The 17,668-nt window shown below is 62.4% G+C and carries 16 protein-coding genes and 1 pseudogene; 6 read left to right on the forward strand and 11 right to left on the reverse strand.

Going from position 1 to position 17,668, the window contains the following annotated elements:
* The 6 genes from LB520_RS10750 (at position 1) to LB520_RS10775 (ending at position 8,809) form a co-directional block, all read left to right on the forward strand.
* Entirely contained in the window at positions 1-1,380 is a 1,380-nt protein-coding gene (locus LB520_RS10750) for an amidohydrolase (protein WP_224637479.1), read from the forward strand.
* A 33-nt stretch (positions 1,381-1,413) separates the two neighbouring features.
* Positions 1,414-2,508: a BMP family ABC transporter substrate-binding protein gene (locus tag LB520_RS10755; RefSeq protein ID WP_224637628.1), complete on the forward strand. Its 1,095-nt coding sequence runs from the start codon at positions 1,414-1,416 to the stop codon at positions 2,506-2,508.
* Positions 2,509-2,510: 2 nt separating this feature from the next.
* Complete coding sequence (locus LB520_RS10760) at positions 2,511-4,034, forward strand: ABC transporter ATP-binding protein (protein WP_224637629.1); 1,524 nt, start codon at positions 2,511-2,513, stop codon at positions 4,032-4,034.
* The gene (locus tag LB520_RS10765) at positions 4,031-5,131 is read left to right on the forward strand and encodes an ABC transporter permease (protein ID WP_224637480.1); all 1,101 of its coding nucleotides are present in this window, start codon (positions 4,031-4,033) and stop codon (positions 5,129-5,131) included. Before LB520_RS10760 ends, LB520_RS10765 begins: the two co-directional genes overlap by 4 nt.
* Positions 5,128-6,039, forward strand: coding sequence for an ABC transporter permease (locus tag LB520_RS10770; protein WP_224637481.1), 912 nt, complete (start codon positions 5,128-5,130; stop codon positions 6,037-6,039). Before LB520_RS10765 ends, LB520_RS10770 begins: the two co-directional genes overlap by 4 nt.
* Positions 6,040-6,508: 469 nt before the next feature.
* Entirely contained in the window at positions 6,509-8,809 is a 2,301-nt protein-coding gene (locus tag LB520_RS10775; protein WP_224637482.1) for an FdhF/YdeP family oxidoreductase, read from the forward strand.
* A gap of 2 nt (positions 8,810-8,811) precedes the next feature.
* On the opposite strand, the pseudogene LB520_RS10780 reads toward LB520_RS10775, so the two are convergent.
* From LB520_RS10780 to LB520_RS10830, 11 genes and pseudogenes are all read right to left on the reverse strand, one after another.
* Positions 8,812-8,921, reverse strand: a pseudogene (locus tag LB520_RS10780) (cysteine hydrolase); the annotation flags it as partial.
* A gap of 14 nt (positions 8,922-8,935) precedes the next feature.
* Positions 8,936-9,532, reverse strand: a complete 597-nt coding sequence (locus LB520_RS10785) for a heme-copper oxidase subunit III (protein ID WP_224637483.1) — start codon at positions 9,530-9,532, stop codon at positions 8,936-8,938.
* On the reverse strand, positions 9,533-11,446 hold the full coding sequence (gene ctaD / locus LB520_RS10790) for a cytochrome c oxidase subunit I (protein ID WP_224637484.1): 1,914 nt from the start codon (positions 11,444-11,446) through the stop codon (positions 9,533-9,535). It abuts the gene before it with no gap.
* The gene (gene coxB / locus LB520_RS10795; protein WP_224637485.1) at positions 11,443-12,525 is read right to left on the reverse strand and encodes a cytochrome c oxidase subunit II; all 1,083 of its coding nucleotides are present in this window, start codon (positions 12,523-12,525) and stop codon (positions 11,443-11,445) included. Before coxB ends, ctaD begins: the two co-directional genes overlap by 4 nt.
* A gap of 135 nt (positions 12,526-12,660) precedes the next feature.
* Complete coding sequence (locus LB520_RS10800; protein WP_224637486.1) at positions 12,661-13,824, reverse strand: c-type cytochrome; 1,164 nt, start codon at positions 13,822-13,824, stop codon at positions 12,661-12,663.
* Positions 13,821-14,273, reverse strand: a complete 453-nt coding sequence (locus LB520_RS10805) for a c-type cytochrome (RefSeq protein WP_224637487.1) — start codon at positions 14,271-14,273, stop codon at positions 13,821-13,823. The genes LB520_RS10800 and LB520_RS10805 overlap by 4 nt, the downstream gene beginning before the upstream one ends.
* Positions 14,274-14,532: 259 nt before the next feature.
* On the reverse strand, positions 14,533-14,778 hold the full coding sequence (locus LB520_RS10810) for a hypothetical protein (RefSeq protein WP_224637488.1): 246 nt from the start codon (positions 14,776-14,778) through the stop codon (positions 14,533-14,535).
* A 192-nt stretch (positions 14,779-14,970) separates the two neighbouring features.
* On the reverse strand, positions 14,971-15,333 hold the full coding sequence (locus tag LB520_RS10815) for a hypothetical protein (protein WP_224523016.1): 363 nt from the start codon (positions 15,331-15,333) through the stop codon (positions 14,971-14,973).
* A gap of 2 nt (positions 15,334-15,335) precedes the next feature.
* On the reverse strand, positions 15,336-15,698 hold the full coding sequence (locus LB520_RS10820; protein ID WP_411969874.1) for a hypothetical protein: 363 nt from the start codon (positions 15,696-15,698) through the stop codon (positions 15,336-15,338).
* Positions 15,695-16,915, reverse strand: a complete 1,221-nt coding sequence (locus LB520_RS10825) for an NRAMP family divalent metal transporter (RefSeq protein WP_224523018.1) — start codon at positions 16,913-16,915, stop codon at positions 15,695-15,697. The genes LB520_RS10820 and LB520_RS10825 overlap by 4 nt, the downstream gene beginning before the upstream one ends.
* Positions 16,912-17,343: a hypothetical protein gene (locus LB520_RS10830; RefSeq protein WP_224637489.1), complete on the reverse strand. Its 432-nt coding sequence runs from the start codon at positions 17,341-17,343 to the stop codon at positions 16,912-16,914. Before LB520_RS10830 ends, LB520_RS10825 begins: the two co-directional genes overlap by 4 nt.
* Positions 17,344-17,668: the final 325 nt, after the last annotated feature.

The raw sequence follows: 17,668 nt of genomic DNA on the forward strand, positions 1-17,668 counted from the left end.
GTGGCGGGCTATTTGCTGAAGGGCTGCGCTGCGGTCATCGTGGACGAGGGCAACGGTCCGGACATCCGACGCAATGTCGATGTCTTGACCGACGGCCCGGCAATACGGGCCATCGGCGCAGGCCTCGACAAGGCAGAGCTGCCCGTTGGAACAATCACGCAGGACGCCGCCGGCTGGTTCGTCTATCCCGGCCTCGTCAACACCCATCACCACTTCTTTCAATGCTTCGTGCGCAACCGCGCCGATCTGGACTGGACGAAGCTGTCGGTCATCGAATGGCTCGACCGCATCTATCCCATTTTCTCGCGGCTGACTGAGGAATGCTTCTACCATGCATCGGTCACGGCGATGGCCGAGCTGATAAAGCACGGCTGCACGACGGCATTCGACCATCAGTATTGCTTTCCGCGGCAGGCGGGCAAGCGGCTGATCGACCGGCAGTTCCAAGCAGCCGAACTGCTCGGCATGCGCTTCCATGCCGGACGTGGCGGCAACACGCTGCCCAAATCGGAAGGCTCGACCATCCCCGACGCCATGCTGGAAACGACCGACGAATTCATCGCCGACTGCGCCCGGCTGATCGACGCCTACCATGATGCCGGTCCCTTCGGCATGCGGCAGGTCGTCGTCGCGCCTTGCCAGCCAGTCAACTGCTATCGCGACACCTTCGTGGAATCGGTGGCGCTGGCGCGCGACCGTGGGGTGCGCATGCATACCCATGTCGGCGAGGGCGAAAGCCCGGTCATGCAGGCCCGTCACGGCCTGCGCACCGTCGACTATTGCACCGAGATCGGCTTCTGCGGGCCGGATGCCTTCTATGCCCATTGCTGGGAGCTGACCCACGACGAGCTGCGCAAGATGGCGGCGAGCGGCACCGGCGTCTCGCATTGCCCTGAGCCGGTCTACCTCGTCGGCGCCGAGATCACTGACATACCGGCGATGTCGGCCCTCGGGCTCAGTGTCGGACTGGGCTGCGACGGCGCCGCCTCGAACGACAATTCCAACCTGATGCACTGCATCCATTCCGCCTACATGCTGCAATGCCTCGCGGCATCGACGCGCGGTCATTCGGTGCCGCCGCCGGCTGATTTTCTCGGCTATGCGACGGCGGGGGGCGCGGCGCTGCTCGGGCGCGGCGACATCGGCAGGCTGGCGCCTGGCATGGCCGCCGATCTCTTCGCCATCGACACCCGGCGCATGGACTATGTCGGCACGCGGCACGATCCGCTGAGCCTGCTGGCCAAGGTGGGCATCGGCGCGCCGACCGACATAACCATGATCAACGGCCGCATCGTCTGGGCCAAAGGCGAGTTCCCGGGGCTCGATGAGGCCAGACTGTTCGCGCAAGCCGAGGCGGCGCTCGCGACCGTGCAATTCTAGCAGCCAAAACCAAAAGCAAGGGGAACCGACATGCTGATAAATCTTACCCGCAGAACATTGATGAAGGGCGCCGCGGCATCCGGCCTCGTTGCCGCGGTGGGCAGCCGAGCGCTTGCCGCCGACGAGCCGCTAGGCATCGCGCTGGTGGTCCCGTCGCCGGTCGGCGATGTCGGCTGGGGCCGCGCGCTCGCCGACGGGCTCGAGCCGGTGAAGGCAGCCTATGGCGACAAGGTGAAGGTCACTATCATCGAGAACATACAGGAGGGACCCGACGCCGATCGCATCATGAACAAGGCCGTCGCCGACGGAAACAAGTTCCTCATTGCCGGCTCCTTCGGCTATCAGAACGGCGCCCTGCAGATCGCGCGCCGCAATCCCGATGTAACCGTGCTGCACGCTTCCGGTTTCCAGGTGGCGCCGAACTTCTCGCCCTTCGCGGCCCAATATTCCCAGGGTACCTACCTTATGGGCATGGCGGCAGCCGCGCTTTCGAAGACTGGCAAGCTCGGCTCGGTCTCTGCCTTCGCCATTCCCGAGCTGATCACCTCCATCAACGCTTTCACGCTGGGAGCGCAGGCGGTAAAGCCCGATGTCGAGGTTTCGGTCGTATGGGTGAACTCCTGGTTCGATCCAGCCAAGGAGCAGGAGGCCGCCAAGGCGCTGCTGGCGCAGAAATGCGACGTGATCTTCTCCAACGCGCAGGACACACCCTCCGTCGTCTCGGCCTGCGAGGAGGCCGGCGTCCCCGCCTTCAACCTCAACTCGTCGATGAAGAAATACGCGCCCAAAAACTATCTCGGCTGCGTGGCGACCGACTGGTCGCCCTTCTTCAAAGCCTCGGTCGACGCCCACATCGCCGGCACCTTCAAGGGCGCAAACGCTTTCCTGGGTGTGGGCGACAAGGTGGTCGAGGTCGTTGACTGGAACCCGGGAATCCCGGCCGACATGATGGCCAGGATCAAGGACGTTGAAGCCAAGATCGCCGACGGCAGCTTCTCGCCCTTTACCGGTCCCATCGTCAAGGCCGACGGCAGCGAGGGCGTGCCCGCCGGCAAGACGATGACCGGGGCCGAGATCGTTGCCATGGACTGGCACGTCAAGGGTGTCACCACGCCGCTGCCCAAGTGACCGTGACCGTCCCGCTCCTGTCGCTGCGCGGCATCTCCAAGAGCTACGGCCAGATCCATGCCAATCGAGACATCGATCTGGATGTGGCTCCACGCTCGATCCATGCGATCCTCGGGGAAAACGGAGCGGGCAAGTCGACGCTGATGAAGCTGATCTACGGCGTCGAGCAGCCGGACGCCGGAATGGCGACCTGGAAAGGAGACCCCCTGGCCCTCGCTTCCCCCGCGGATGCGAGGCGCAAGGGGATCGGCATGGTCTTCCAGCATTTCTCCTTGTTCGAAACACTGACGGTGGTGGAGAACATCCGCCTGGTCGTGCCCAGGGGCAAATCGGATCTGGCGCAACACATCCGTGCGCTCGGCCGCGACTTCGGACTCGAGGTCGATCCGCTTGCCCATGTGCACGCGCTCTCGGTGGGAGAACGGCAGCGGGTGGAGATCATTCGCTGCCTGATGACCGAACCCCAGCTCCTGATCCTCGACGAACCGACCTCCGTCCTGCCGCCGCAATCGGTGGACAAGCTGTTCGAGACTTTGCGGCGGCTGCGCGACGGCGGCGTTTCGATCCTGTTCATCTCGCACAAGCTGGAGGAGATCCGGGCGGTCTGCGATCGAGCGACCATCCTGCGCGACGGGCGCGTCACCGGCCACGTGGACCCGCGCGACCATGACGCGCACGACCTCGCCCGCATGATGATCGGCCGCGACATGCCGCAGCCCATGCCGGCGTTGGCGCATTCCGGCGGCGAAAAGCGCCTCGAAATCGTGGGCCTGGACCATCAGCCCGATGATCCCTTCGCCGTGCCGCTTTGCGACGTCAATCTGACGGTGCGTGCCGGTGAGATCCTCGGCATAGCGGGCATATCGGGCAACGGGCAGAGCGAACTCGCGGCGCTGATCTCGGGCGAAACGGTGCTGCCGCGCCAAAAGTCCGATTGCATCTACATGATGGGAAAGGATGTCGGCGCGCTCGATACGGCCGCCCGCCGCCGGCTGGGCTTCGCTTTCGTTCCGGAGGAACGGCTCGGCCGCGGCGCGGTGCCGGAAATGTCGCTCGTCCTCAACAGCCTTCTGACCGCCCATCCATTCGGTCTGCTGAAACGCGGCCTTGTCGACACAGCCCGGGCGAAGGCTTTCACCGAGGACTGCATCCGGCAATACGACGTGCGCACGCCCGGTTCCGAAGCGGAGGCCGGCGCGCTTTCCGGGGGCAATCTGCAAAAGTTCATCGTCGGCCGCGAGATCATGCTGTCCCCGAAATTGCTGTTCGTGGCGCAACCCACCTGGGGCGTGGACATCGGCGCGGCCTCCGCCATCCGCCGGCGCCTTGTCGCCCTGCGCAACGAGGGCATGGGCATCCTCGTCATCTCGGAGGAGTTGGAGGAACTGTTCGAACTCTGCGATTCGATCCAGGTGATCCATCAAGGCCGGCTGAGCCCGCCGCTGGTGACGCGCGACACCAGACCCGAGGAGATCGGCCGCTACATGATCGGCGCGCAATCAATGGCCACGAAGGTCCCGGCATGAGCGCTCTTTCCAGGCCGTTCCTTCCGGTTCTGGTTCGCCGGGAGCATGCCTCGCTTACCGTGAAGCTGGTCGCCCCGCCCATGGCGCTCGCCCTGGCGACGCTGCTTAATCTCGGCCTCTACCTCCTGATGGGCCGCGATCCGGCCGCTATTTTCCACGCGATGCTTCTGGAGCCTTTCCTGTCCTGGGCCTCGTTCTCGGAAGTTCTGCTGAAGACGGGGCCGCTCCTGCTGATCGCGCAGGGGCTTGCGATCGGCTTTCGCGCGAAGGTCTTCAACATCGGCGCCGAGGGTCAGTTCATCCTCGGCGCGATCTTCGCATCCGCCATTCCCGTCTGGTTCCCGCAGGCAACGGGCCAGTGGATCTGGCCATCGATGCTGGTCATCGGCGCGCTGGGCGGCGCGCTGTGGGCGTCGCTAACGGCCTTCTGGCGCGTGAAGCTCAACGCAAACGAGATTCTCGTATCGCTCATGCTGGCGCTCGTTGCCGCGCAATTGCTCAATTATCTGCTTCTCGGCCCCTGGAAGGATCCGAATGGCTTCAACTTCCCGCAATCGGTGATGTTCCAGTACGACGCGATGGTGCCGATCCTGATCCCCGGCACCCGCGTCAACGTCTCGCTGCTTGTCGCCTGCGCCTTCTCCCTCGGCGCCTGGGTGTTCATGCAGAGGAGTTTCGCGGGGTACAAGCTGCAGGTCGGCGGCCTCGCGCCGCGCGCCGCCGGATACGCCGGCTTCAACGAAGGACGTGCGATCTGGCTTTCGCTCCTCGTCGGTGGCTTCGCGGCAGGCCTCGCCGGAGCGGCCGAGGTGGCCGGGCCGCTCGGACAGTTGCAGCGCTCCATCTCGACCGGCTACGGCTATGCCGCCATCATCGTCGCCTATCTCGGAGGCATTCACCCGGTCGGTATCGTCTTTTCCGCGTTGCTCATGGCGGCCCTCTATATCGGTGGCGATAACGCCATGGTCTCGGCAAATCTGCCGGTCGCTGCGGTCAGGGTCTTCCAGGGCAGCCTGCTGCTTGCCTATCTTGTCGCCATCGCCTTCGTCCGCTATCGGCTCGAATGGCGCCATGCCGCCCACGCAAGCACGCCATGAACGCCGTGGAGTTCATCATCGCCGGGATGTTGGCGTCGGCTACGCCGTTCCTTCTGGCGGCGCTCGGCGAACTGGTGGCAGAGCGCGCCGGGGTCCTCAATCTCGGTGTGGAGGGCCTGATGGCCCTCGGCGCAGTCATTGCCTTCATCATCGTCTATCAAGGCGGCGGGCATCTCCTGGGTTTCCTGGCCGCTGGTCTCGCCAGCGCCGCTCTTTCCCTTGTCTTTGCGGTCGTGGCGCTAGGATTCCGGGCGAACCAGGTTGCGACGGGCCTCGCCATAGGCATCCTCGGCCAGGGCCTGTCGGCGCTGTTCGGCAAGAGTTTTGAGAGCCTCACGGTCAAAGGGCTTCCGAAGCTCTCATTGCCCTGGCTTTCAGATATCCCGGTCATCGGCGGCCTGTTCAGCCAAGACATTGTCGTGTGGCTTTCGCTCGCTGCGACCGTTGCCATTTGGGCGGTGTTCGCCTACACCAAGACCGGCCTCGTCATCCGCGCCGTCGGCGAGAATCCCAAGGCGGCCCGTGCGCTCGGCTATCCGGTAATCGCCGTGCGCTTCGCCGCGGTCGCTTTCGGCGGCGCGTTGGCGGGTTTTGCCGGTGCCTACGCGGCCGTGGTCTACACTCCGCTCTGGGCCGATGGCATGATCGCCGGGCGCGGCTGGATAGCGATCGCGCTCGTCGTCTTCGGCACTTGGCTTGCCAGCCGTATCTTCCTTGGTGCTTGCCTCTTCGGCGCCGTGTCCCTCGCAAGCCTCGCGGCCCAGACAACTGGGCTCGACGTTTCCTCGCAACTTCTATCGAGCCTACCTTATCTCGTGACAATCGTCGTGCTGGGCATCATTTCTTCGAACCGGCGTCTGCTCAAGCTCAACGGCGTGGCTTCGCTGGGAGAGCCTTTCGAACCATAGTGTCGCTCGCCGCCCGGGCGCTATAACCCGACATCTGAGCTCAGGTCGCACCATACCCCTGGCGCATGAAGGGTTGACGAGTTTGAGGATGCCGAGCAGCTCGCCGCATAGCTCGGCATGGACCTCGCCGCGCTTGTCGCCGGGCGTGAGCACGATCTCTCCTATCAACGAGCGCAGCGCAGCGGCGGCCGGACGTCCACGGTTGCCCTGGGCAGCGCGAAGCTGATGATAGACGGGCACCACCTCAATCGTCCGCTCGGTTCAAGGCTGTCCGGCACCGTCCTTCGGCACTCTTGGTGGAGATCGGCAGCGCCTCTTTGGACACAATTGAGCCATTCGACACGACCGTGCGCTACCGTTAGCGAGCCTGAGCACTGGCGGCCTACGATAAGTCATTGACGAGGCAAGCTGGAACAACTGAGGCCCGCTTCGGTTTTCCCTTTGCTTTCCTCTTTTTTGGACGACTCACATGGAACCTGCTGTCACCGATCGCGTCGAGATCAAGAAATACAATCATCCGACCGGCGGCTGGGGCTCGCTCAAGTCTTTGATCCGCAACGCGCGGGACCAGGGGCTGCTGCTGTCCGACATATGGAGCACGTTGCTGAAGCAGAACAAGGCGGATGGCTACATGTGCGTCTCCTGCTCATGGGCGAAGCCGGCCGAGCCGCGGCCTTTCGAGTTCTGCGAGAACGGCGCCAAGGCAACGATGTGGGAGCAGACCAGCAGGCGCTGCGAGCCGTCCTTCTTTGCCACCCATAGAGTGACCGAACTCCTGGATTGGCCGGATCACGATCTTGAGAAACAGGGACGCCTGACGGAGCCGATGCGTTATAACCGCGCCACCGACAAATACGAGCCTGTGGCGTGGCCGGACGCGTTCGGCGATATGGGCGCTCAGCTCAGGCGCCTCGACCCGAAGTCCGTGGTCTTCTACACGTCCGGACGCGCCTCGCTCGAGGCCTCGTTCATGTATCAGCTCTTCGCCCGCATCTACGGCTCTTCGAACCTGCCCGATTCCTCGAACATGTGTCACGAGTCGACGTCTGTCGGCCTACCGGAATCGATCGGCTCTCCTGTCGGCACGGTGCAATTGGAGGACTTCGCCAAATCCGACATGATGTTCTTCTTCGGCCACAATACCGGTGTCACCGCGCCGCGCCTGTTACACCCCATCGAGGACGCTCGCCAGCGCGGTGTCCCGGTGATCACCTTCAACCCTCTGCGGGAGCGGGGCTTGGTGAGATTCAAGAACCCGCAGAACCCGGTCGAGATGCTGTCGCCAGGCCCAGGGACGAAAATGTCGAGCGATTTCTTCCAGATCCGGGCGGGCGGGGATATTGCGGCCATGACTGGTATTGCCAAGGCTGTGCTGGCGCTCGATGACGCAGCCCGAGAGCGAGGCGGAAAACGCGTCCTCGATACCGCTTTCATCGAGGAGCATACATACGGCTTTGCCGACTTCGAAGCCTATCTGCGCGCGACCGATTGGGAAGACATCGTTCGACGTTCCGGCATCTCGCGGGCTGATCTCGAACATGTCGCTGAAGTATACAGTTCGGCCAATGCGGTCATCGGCAATTACGGCATGGGGCTCACTCAGCATCGCCACGGTACCGAGAATGTGCAGATGCTGTGCAACCTGCTGCTCATGCGCGGCAATATCGGCAAGCCCGGAGCCGGCATATCGCCGTTGCGCGGACATTCCAACGTGCAGGGACAGCGAACGGTCGGCATTTCCGAAAAGCCGGAGCTTGTTCCGCTCGACAAATTTCGCGACTTCTACGGCTTCGAGCCGCCGCGGGATAAGGGGCTCGATACCGTCGAGACGTGCGAGGGCGTGATCGACGGGCGGGTTCGCGGTTTCGTCGGACTCGGCGGTAATTTCGTGCGGGCCGTTCCGGAAACCGGACTGGTCGAGAAGGCCTGGCGGAACCTCGACCTGCACGTCGAGATCGCGACCAAGCTCAACCGCAGCCATTTGATCGCCGGGAAAGTCACGTATCTGCTGCCATGCCTGTCTCGGCTGGAGAAGGACATTCAGGCCAGCGGGCCGCAATGGGTCTCGATGGAGGATTCGACCGCCTGCATCCACGGTTCCTTCGGGTCGCGGCCAAAACCGAGCGAGCATCTCATGTCCGAGCCGAGCATTGTGGCGGAACTCGCCAAGGCGACCGTCGCCGGCATGAGTTCGATTCCCTGGGACGACTGGGTCGCTGACTATTCCCGCATCCGCGACGAGATCGAGCGCTGCTTCCCGGCACATTTCAAGGATTTCAACAAACGCTTCCTCACGCCGGGTGGATTCCATCGCGATATCAAGGCGTCGAAGCGCGTCTGGCAAACGCCGAACAAAAAGGCGAATTTCAAGCTGCCCACCACGCTGGAAACCGACCCCGACATCGATGTGTCGGGCGAGGACGTACTGACGCTGATCACAGTACGGTCGAACGACCAGTTCAACACGACCGTGTATGGTTATCGTGATCGGTTACGCGGCATCATCGGAACGCGAATGGTCCTGCTGATGAACGAGGAAGACATCAGACGGATGGGGCTCAGCGCCGGGCAGGAAGTCGCTCTCGAGGCGCATGCCGATGATGGCGTCGAGCGGCGGGTGGGAGGCCTGCGGGTCACGCCTTACTCCATACCAAGCGGCAACTGCGCCGGCTATTATCCCGAACTCAATCCTTTGATTCCGCTGTGGCACAGGGCTCATAAAGCGCACGTCCCGGCGGCGAAGTCGGTGCCGGTGAGGATCGTCGCATAGCTTCAGGTCCAGGCCGAGAGAATCGTCTTCATGTCGACGGTCTCGACTTGTTGCGCGAAGCGCTGGAGGTAGACGGTCATCAGGCGCCGTGCGTGGCGTCGGAGGAACTGCGCGATCCCGGCCGTATCACAACCTCGGCAGCCAATAGAGCACGGCGTAGAGGGGCAGCCATGAGAGCACGACGAAATACCAGTAGAAAGCATTGTCTTCGGCATCGCTGAAGCGTTTGCCCGTTCCGTGCCGCGTAAACATCAGCACGGCCAGGACCAGCGTGTCGGCAACGTCGGTCAGCACATGCACGCCATGCAGACCGAGAAGGAGCCAGACAAAGGAGCCATAGGCATTGTCGCTCCAGCGTACCGGCAAGGCCGAGAATTCCATGATGCGCAGCCCGATAAGCACCAGCCCGATCGCGCTCATGATCAGCAGCAGCAGACGGACCGAGCGCAAGCTCTCCCGCATCGCTGCTCGCTTGATCAGGAAATTCGGCAGTGCGCTGACGACAAGGACGAGCGTGAAGAGCGCCGACCAGAGCAGGCTCAAAGGGACCGCGTCCTTCGCCCACTCCTTATTGGTGACGGCCAGGTAGAGATAGCCGCCGATGCCGAGGGCGAAGCCAGTTCCCTCCAGCAGGCAGAACGAGAACGTCCCCCACCAGGGGGTGACACGCGAACCGAAGGCATAGGTCGGCAAACCCGAGACATCGATGACGCTGCGGGCCATCTAGACATTCTCCTCGATGGTTTTCGGCCAGAACCAGGCGACCAGCACGATGGCAACGACGGGCGAACCCCAAGTAACCGCCCAAGGCGTGTAGATCGAGCCGATGAACGCGCCGGCTGTGGCAAACGCCGCCAGAAAGGGCCAGATCGAGGGCGCCGGCGATTCCTCGCGAATGTCAGGCCGGGCCTCCGTGACGCTCGTCACGAGCAGTTCGCGCTCATCAACCTTGAGGCCGCCGACCACCGCCTTGTCATCGCCCTGATCCCATAGTGGCGAGCCGCTTGTGACGCAGGGAATGCGATCGAAGTTCTGCGGCTGGGGCGGCGAGCTGGTCGCCCACTCCAACGTGTCGGCTCCCCAGGGATTGTCGCCGGCAAGGACGCCCGAGCGGGCGCTGGCAATCATGTTGTAGAGCATGAGCAGAAAGCTTGCGAAGAACAGCAGCGCGCCGGCGCTGGCGAGCAGGTTGAGTGCGCCCCAGCCCATCTCCGCGGGATAGGTGTAGACCCTGCGCGGCATGCCATACAGGCCGAGCAGGTGCATCGGAAAAAACGTGACATTGAAACCGCAGAAAGCGAGGACGAACTGCCATTTGCCGAGCCGCTCATCCATCAGCCGGCCCGTCACTTTCGGGAACCAGTAGTAAACGGCCGCGACAAGCGGAAAGAGGGTGCCGCCTATAAGCACGTAGTGGAAATGGGCGACGACGAAATAGGTGTCGTGCACCTGCGTATCGATCGGCACCGACGCCAGCATCACACCCGAGAGCCCGCCGGCGACAAAGATGAAGAAGAAACCGAGCACGAAGATCAACGGCGTCTTGAGCACCGGCTTGCCGTCCCACAGCGTCGCGATCCAGCAGAATATCTGGACCCCGTTCGGAATGGCGATTGCCATGCTGGAGGCGGTGAAGAATGCGGCGCCGATTTCAGGCAGGCCGGTCACGAACATGTGGTGAACCCACAAGCCAAAGGACAAAAAGCCGATCGCGATCAGCGACAGCACCATCGGCAAATAGCCGAAGACCGGCCGCCGGGAGAATGTCGCTACGATCGCCGACACGAAAGCGGTTCCAGGCAGGAAGATGATGTAGACTTCGGGGTGACCAAAGAACCAGAAAAGGTGCTGCCAAAGCAGCGGATCGCCGCCCGCATCCGGATTGAAAAACTGCGTGCCGACCAGCCGCTCCATGATCAGCATAGACGAGGCGAGCATGATCGCCGGCATGGCGAAGATGATGATGAAGGAATGGACGAGCATCGTCCATACGAAGAGTGGAATGCGGTCGAGCGTCATGCCCGGCGCGCGCTGCTTCAGGACTGTGACGACGATCTCCACCGAGACTGCGAGCGCCGCGACTTCGGTAAAAGTGATCATCTGCGCCCAGTAGTCCGGCCCCTTGCCTGGAGTGAAATTCAGATTTGCGAGGGGCACATAGGAGAACCAGCCGACATCAGGGCGGATGCTCAACGCGAAAGCGCCCCACAACATCAGACCGCCGAACAGATAGACGTAGTAGGAGAAGGCATTGAGGCGCGGAAAGGCGATGTTGCGGGTGCCGACCATGAGCGGCACCAGATAGACGGCGAACGCCTCGCCAACCGGCACCCCGAACAGGAACATCATCGTTGTGCCATGCATGGTGAAAAGCTGGTTGTAGAGCTCGGCGTCGACAAGGTGGCTGTCCGGCCGCGCGAGCTGCAGCCGCATGATGATCGCCATGATGCCGCCAACCAACAGGAAGACGAAGGCGGTGACGGCATAGCGGATGCCGATGATCTTGTGATCGACTGTCGAAAGAATGCCTATCAGACCACGCGCCGAGCCCCAGGTCTTGCTCAGCCTTGCGCGCAGTTCCTCGTCACCCAGATCGGTGTCACGGGTCTCGTGACGTTCTTCGACCGCCTGGCTCATCGCCAACGCTCCGAAAGGGCGGGGGATGGAGACGATGCCGCGGAAGCAAAGACATTTTGTTGCTTCGCAAGATGAGCCATCGGCCTTGCCGGCGCGGCCTGTTTTGCGCGCCAGCGTTCGAATTCGCTCGGCTCCAGCGCCACCACGAAGATCGCCATATGCGCATGCTGTTGGCCGCAGAATTCGGCACACTGGCCGCGGTACACGCCGGGCTTATCCGCTTGGATGCGGAGCTCATTGCTTTTGCCTGGAATGAGATCGAGCTTGCCGGCAAGGCTCGGTATCCAGAACGAGTGGATCACGTCACCCGTGGTGAGCTTGATGTCGACCGCGCTGCCTACCGGAATGCGAATCTCGTTCGCCGTTTCGAAACCATTGTTTCCTTCGTAGCGGACCTGCCACCACCATTGGTGCGCTATGACGGATATTGTTATGGCCGCCCCGGCCCTGTCTCCGTAAACCGCCCCTTGTCCGTCGAAGCTGAGCACGGCCAGGCCCGAGAGAATGATGACGGTCGATGTCAGCATCGCAGCAAAGGCGATACGCATCGGCCGTTTGACGGCTGGATGCGCTTGCGCCAGTTCGACGCGACTGTCTCGCCGGCGTGTCAGCGCGAAGAACAACCCGGCCATGGTGACCAGCCAGACAAGTCCGAGCACGGCCGTGAATATCCAGAACAGAACAGCCAGAGCGTCGGCCTGCTCGCCGTGCGGATTGAGGGCCGACTGCACACCGGTGCAGCCAGAGGCGAGAACGGATCCGCCGGCGGCAGCCGTGAGACTGGCCAACGCCCGCCAATTGGGGGCTCTTCGAAACAGACGAAACACAGCATCCGGAACTCGCCGGTCCCGTTCCGTGTTGAGGGCTTCGTAGAGTACCGAAGGGGCCGAGCCTTGAGTCTGAAACGCGATACCAAGATTTTTCGCGAACCCGGATTCTGCGTTGCGACACTCCTCGCCTTCTGCCTGATCGGCGGCGTTCTTCTGTTCTGCGGCATCTACGCGCCATAGCTGCGACAGGGGGCCGGGACAGGCTGCAGTCCCGAAATTGCATGTCTCGTGGGGCCACCGGAAGTGCATTCAGCCTGGTTCACCCGCAAAGGATACTTCAGCCGGCTGTCTGCTCAGGCCGTCTGTGCGGAGTTGGAACTGGCAGGATGGGATAAAGTTCCTTGAACCGATTTCGAGGCGCCTTGTACAGCAGGCGCATTGTGCTCACCGAGGACCTTCAGCACGTCTGGAAAAATAGGCCGATACGGCTTGTATATCGTCGTCCGTGAGGCGTTGGGCCGCGGTAGCCATGATATGCCAGAACGGCGTGCCGCCTCGGTCCTCGGACCGGAACAGCTTCAGCTGCCGCTCCAGGTAAGCAGCACGCTGACCGTTAAGGCGTGGATAAACCGGATTTTTGTCGGAGCCGAGATGGCAGCCGGAACAGGCAGGCACGTTCCGCTCCGGAATTCCGGCCTCAGCGATTTGCTGTCCCTTGTTGATCACCTCCGCCGAAACTTGATCGCGGTCCGCTGATACCGGCGGCTGCGCCGCGAAATACCGGGCAAGCGCAGCCAGATCGGCGGGGTCGACGCCAGTCACCGGCAGAGCCATGAAGCCGCTCGTGCGATCGCCTTTGGCATAGGCCTGAAGGCTGGCGAGCAGGTAAGCTTCTTTCTGCCCGGCCAGCACGGGCACGGCGTCACCCCTGCCCTCGCCGTCGCCTCGGTGGCAGCGCATGCAGTCGGAGAGAACATCCGGGGTGGCGGGTTGCCGATCGCTGCTGGTAGCATCGCTGCCATTGAAGGCAAGCGCTCGAAATTCATTCGGATTGAGCTTTGGAAGTTCCCGCAGGAAAGCAACCATTGCCCAGACCTCGTCATCGCGGTCGCGGGCCGGCCAGGCGGGCATGCCGGTGAACCGTATTCCATGCTTGACGATCCGAAAAAGCTGGGCGTCGGTCCAATCTCCGACCGTGAGCGCAAGATCCGGCGGTTGCGGAAGCATCCGCAGCACCGCCGGCGAGCGGAGCTCGCCGGGTGCGCCGTGGCAGATCGCGCAGCCTCGCGCGAAATGTCCGGCTGCCGCCGGGAGCCCCCGCCGGTCAAGCGTTTTCGGCGCGTCCACGGCTAATGCATAGGTGCGTACGGCCGAGCGCATGGCGAGTTGAAGGAACCAGGCCGTCACCTTCCAATGGCCGCTGCTGGCGCCGACGTTGAAAAAGCCGATCCATGCCCCAAGCAACAGGACGACAGGCAAACCGATGGCGCCGAATACGACATGCTTCACGCGGATCATCATCGGCTGGTTCGCCACGCGAACGGCGTCTTCTTCGGCAGTAGCATTGGACGACGCTGTCCCGAATTCGGTACGAGAACCAGGCGTCATTGCAAGGCTTTCAAATATCGCGCGATCGTCTGGATTTCGGTTTGCGGCAGCATGTCGAACGCCGGCATTTTCACGCCTGGCTTGAACAGATCAGGGCGAGCGACAAAACGTGCAATGGCTTCCTCGGTGTTAGGCAGGACCCCGGCGCCGATCGCTGATCGCGATCCGACATGGGAAAGGTCCGGGCCAATCGTCCCGCGGGCCTCGGTGCCTCTTATGGTATGGCATGCACCACAACCGTTGCTCAGGAACAGCGACAGCCCGCTGCCCGGCGGGTCTTGGGATGCGGTTAGGTTCGAGAATTGCGGCGCAGCCGGAATCACGGGCTCGATCGGAGGTTTGACGACCTTCGCTTGTTGATGCCCGAGTTCCTCGGCTGCGACCCAGTTGCTGGCATAGGCAAGAAACCAAAATGCGAAGCCTACCAGAAGGCCGGCGTTTGCTGACATGACAACCGCTCCCGCGCTTTAACTTTGCAGGATGGGCGAGGTTCCATTCCCGCGGGCGCCGGGGCTGCGGTCTTTTGGTGGTCAACCGCTAGCGAAGGCGGTGATTCAGCCTGGAGACCTTTTCCAGTCGAACACGTCGAAGCCGATCACAGTTATTCGTCGAGAATCCGGGCAAGTTGCGCAAAAGACTGCTGCCACAGATTATCGAGAAGGCACCGATTGCGGCCGGGAGGCCCTGGGGTTGCCGCGGAAGGCGGTCCTACTTGGAACCTCGATTCTTGTTATGGGCACTTTCTTGATTTTTGCCGCGAAGGATATTGCGATCGTCTGGATCGACCAGGTCAGGCGTATCGCCCCTGAGGCTCGACCCCTTCCGCCGTGCCTCGCGCTCCGCCGCCGACCGCTTCAGCTCCGCTTTGGCCTCGAATTCCTTGGGCGCGTTCTTCGTATTCTCACACTTCTCGATGACACGTATCTGCTGATCGTGGGTCGTGCGTCCAGTCATTGCTCGCTCCTGTCTTTTTGACGGTAACGGCAGTTGGACTCGATCGTTCCGCATAGGAGGAGTTTCCTTGGGCATAAATGCAATATGGCAAGAGTAGCGGCCTTGGCGTCGGCAAGTCCGGGCTCATCTGGACAGACGGCGCGCCCGCGGATCGGTGCAAAGCGTCTCGGACGACATCGGGAGACCGCTGCCTCAACTGTCGCGCTGATGGAGGGGAGCGGGACTTGTGCGAGAATTGCCAATATCTTCTAATCCCGAAAGCTCGTTATCCGAGCAGAGCAGCCGCGGGTGCGCCGGATCGGTAATGTCGAGCTTGTCCCAAGGTATGCGATAGAGGCCCGACCTGCGACGCAGCTTGAAAAAATCGAGCAATGCGGTGCCGACGGTCGACGCGGACAGACGTTCGAACGCCGCGAAGATGCCGATATGGAATTCGGTGACGACGAGATCGTCACCATCCTGCTCGGCGATGATCTCCTCGATGTAGCCGATGCTCTTGCCGCTTTCTGAGCACACGCGCCGACCGGCCAGATGCTCGAGGTTTACATTCGTCATCGTCAGGCTCCCGGGATCCGGCCGACGACGTGATCGCGCAACCAGTGCTGCCAGGCAAAGATCTTCGTCCTGCGAACGTCGATATCGAATTCGATGTCGACGCCGATGTCGCGCACCTTGTGCCACGCGATCCGGTGCGGCCGTGCCTGGCGCTTGCCGCCAAGCTTTGCCGCGAGCCGCGCGGTCCATCGGCCTGGCTGCGCGCCAAGCCGACGCGCCAGCGCGATCGAGCCAAGCTCGATCGCAATGACCCTGGGCGGCTTGCCTTGCCTCAGCTCGGCGACCAGGCCATCAACCTTGCCGATCTTTACCTGCTCGCGATCGACGACCTGCTTGTCCAATATATCGCGCAGCAGCTGCATCATGTGCCTCCGAATATCTGCAGCGGAATGGTCACCACCGCCAGCACGAAGCCGAGCGCGATGACGAAGATCACGGCCGCGTTCGAAATGACACCGTTGCGATGCTTGCCGACATAGCGGTCGTCGTTCAGCAGGAAAAGGAACGGAACGACCGTCAGCGGCAGGCTGGCCGCGGTCAGCGCCATCGAGAAGATGGTGAGCTTCAACGGGTCGAGGCCGAACGCTATCGGAACGGCGGCGAGGAAGAGCGTCAGCGTGTAGACGAGGCTGAAGCCAGGATCGTCGCGCGGCTTGAGATCCTCACCCCAGTTCCAGCCGAACCCCTGGGCGACGAGATAGGCTTGCTGCAGAGCCACTTCGAGGGCGGCGCCGAAGCAGGCGATGGCCAGCGAAGCAACGAAGAGGACAAAACCCCAGAACCCGAATATCGGGATCAGCATCAGCGGAAGCTGGTTATAGTCATCCACCTGGTTCACGCCATGAGCGCCCAGCACGAGCGCGGCCACGATGAGCACGCCCACGGAGATCGTGCCACCGAAGCTCATGCCGAGGCCGGCAATCGCTCGATTGGTGCCGAGGTAACTCTTGTCCCATTGGTCCTCGATCGCGCCCGACGAATAGAACATGAAAAGGTAAGGCGAGATCGATGCGCCGAGAATGCTGACGGCCATGAACCAGTAGGTCGCCGTGTCGTGCTGCGGCAGGCTGGGCACGGCCCCGACCGCCACCTCTTTCCATTCAGGGCGCAGCATCAAGGCCGCGACGACGAAACAGAGGGTGACGAGGCCAAGCATCGACACCCCTTTCTCTATGAGGCCGAACGTGCCCTTCCACAGCAGCAGCCACGCCAGGAAAGCGACCGGCAAGGCCCACCACTGGAAGCTGATCCCCGTGGCAAGCTCGGCAGCGACGGCAACACCGCCTATCTCGGCGGAAAGCACCAGGAAGTTGACCAGCAAGACTGCAAGCAGCGGCCAGATGAACGCATTGAAGCCGAACCTCTCGCGGATGCCGTCAGCAATGGTGTGATGGCTGACCGCGGCGAAGCGGCCGGCCATCTCGACCAGGAAGATGATGCAGATGGTACCGAGCACCACCGCCCAGATGAGCTGGTAGCCGAACAATGCACCGGCCTGCGCCGCCGTCGCCATCGAGCCGACCTCCAGGAAGCCGCCGACGCTGGTCACGACACCGAGTGAAATTTCAAGCAGCTTCTTCATTGCTGCTGCGCAAAATACTGGCGATAGGCCCCGGCGAGATCCGCTTGCGCGGCGCGAAGATCCTGCCGCGCCTGTCTGGCCTGGATCTGCTGTTCAGCCTTAACGGCGCGCTCGGCCGCGGCTGCTGCGATCGTCAGCCGGCCGACCGCCGACTTCAGCGCGTCCCGCCTTGCGATATCGGATGAGGGGGCCGATTGAACTTGCCGGTCGGCATCACCAAGCGTGCCGGCAAAGGATTGCAGGGCCGCAGATGCATAGTGCGGCGGTGCGGCGCCCGAAAGCCAGGCATCGATCACCAATACCGCCGCCTCCGCCGTCGAGGCGGCAAGCTTCGATTGCTGTTCGACGGTTTCAGATGAGGAGCAGGAGGCCAGCGCCAGTGCAAGCACCGGCAGTAAAAGCAGACTCCGCCAGGCAATGCTGCTCAATTGCTTCCTCTCGCTGCTTCTTCAAACATGAAGATAAGGCAGCATCGATCGGAAGGTTCCACTCACTTGGACGGCAGAGTCCGTTGGCGCAGTTCCGGCAACTTCGTCTACCAATGAGTTGCTCAACTTCGCTTCGAAAAGCTGCAGTCATCGACCTGCCAGCTCGAGCGCTGGCGAAGACCTTTTCTCATGCAGCGAGACGGCTTGAGGACACGATGGGGTGGCTCGACTTTGACAGTGCGACGCAACAGAAGAATGCATGATCGATCGAACGATTTCTAAGCCTGAAGGTCGACCCAGAGTACCCTCTGACCTGACGCGACAT

The sequence above is a fragment of the Mesorhizobium sp. CA12 genome, assembly GCF_020165255.1.
Taxonomy (GTDB): Bacteria; Pseudomonadota; Alphaproteobacteria; order Rhizobiales; family Rhizobiaceae; genus Mesorhizobium.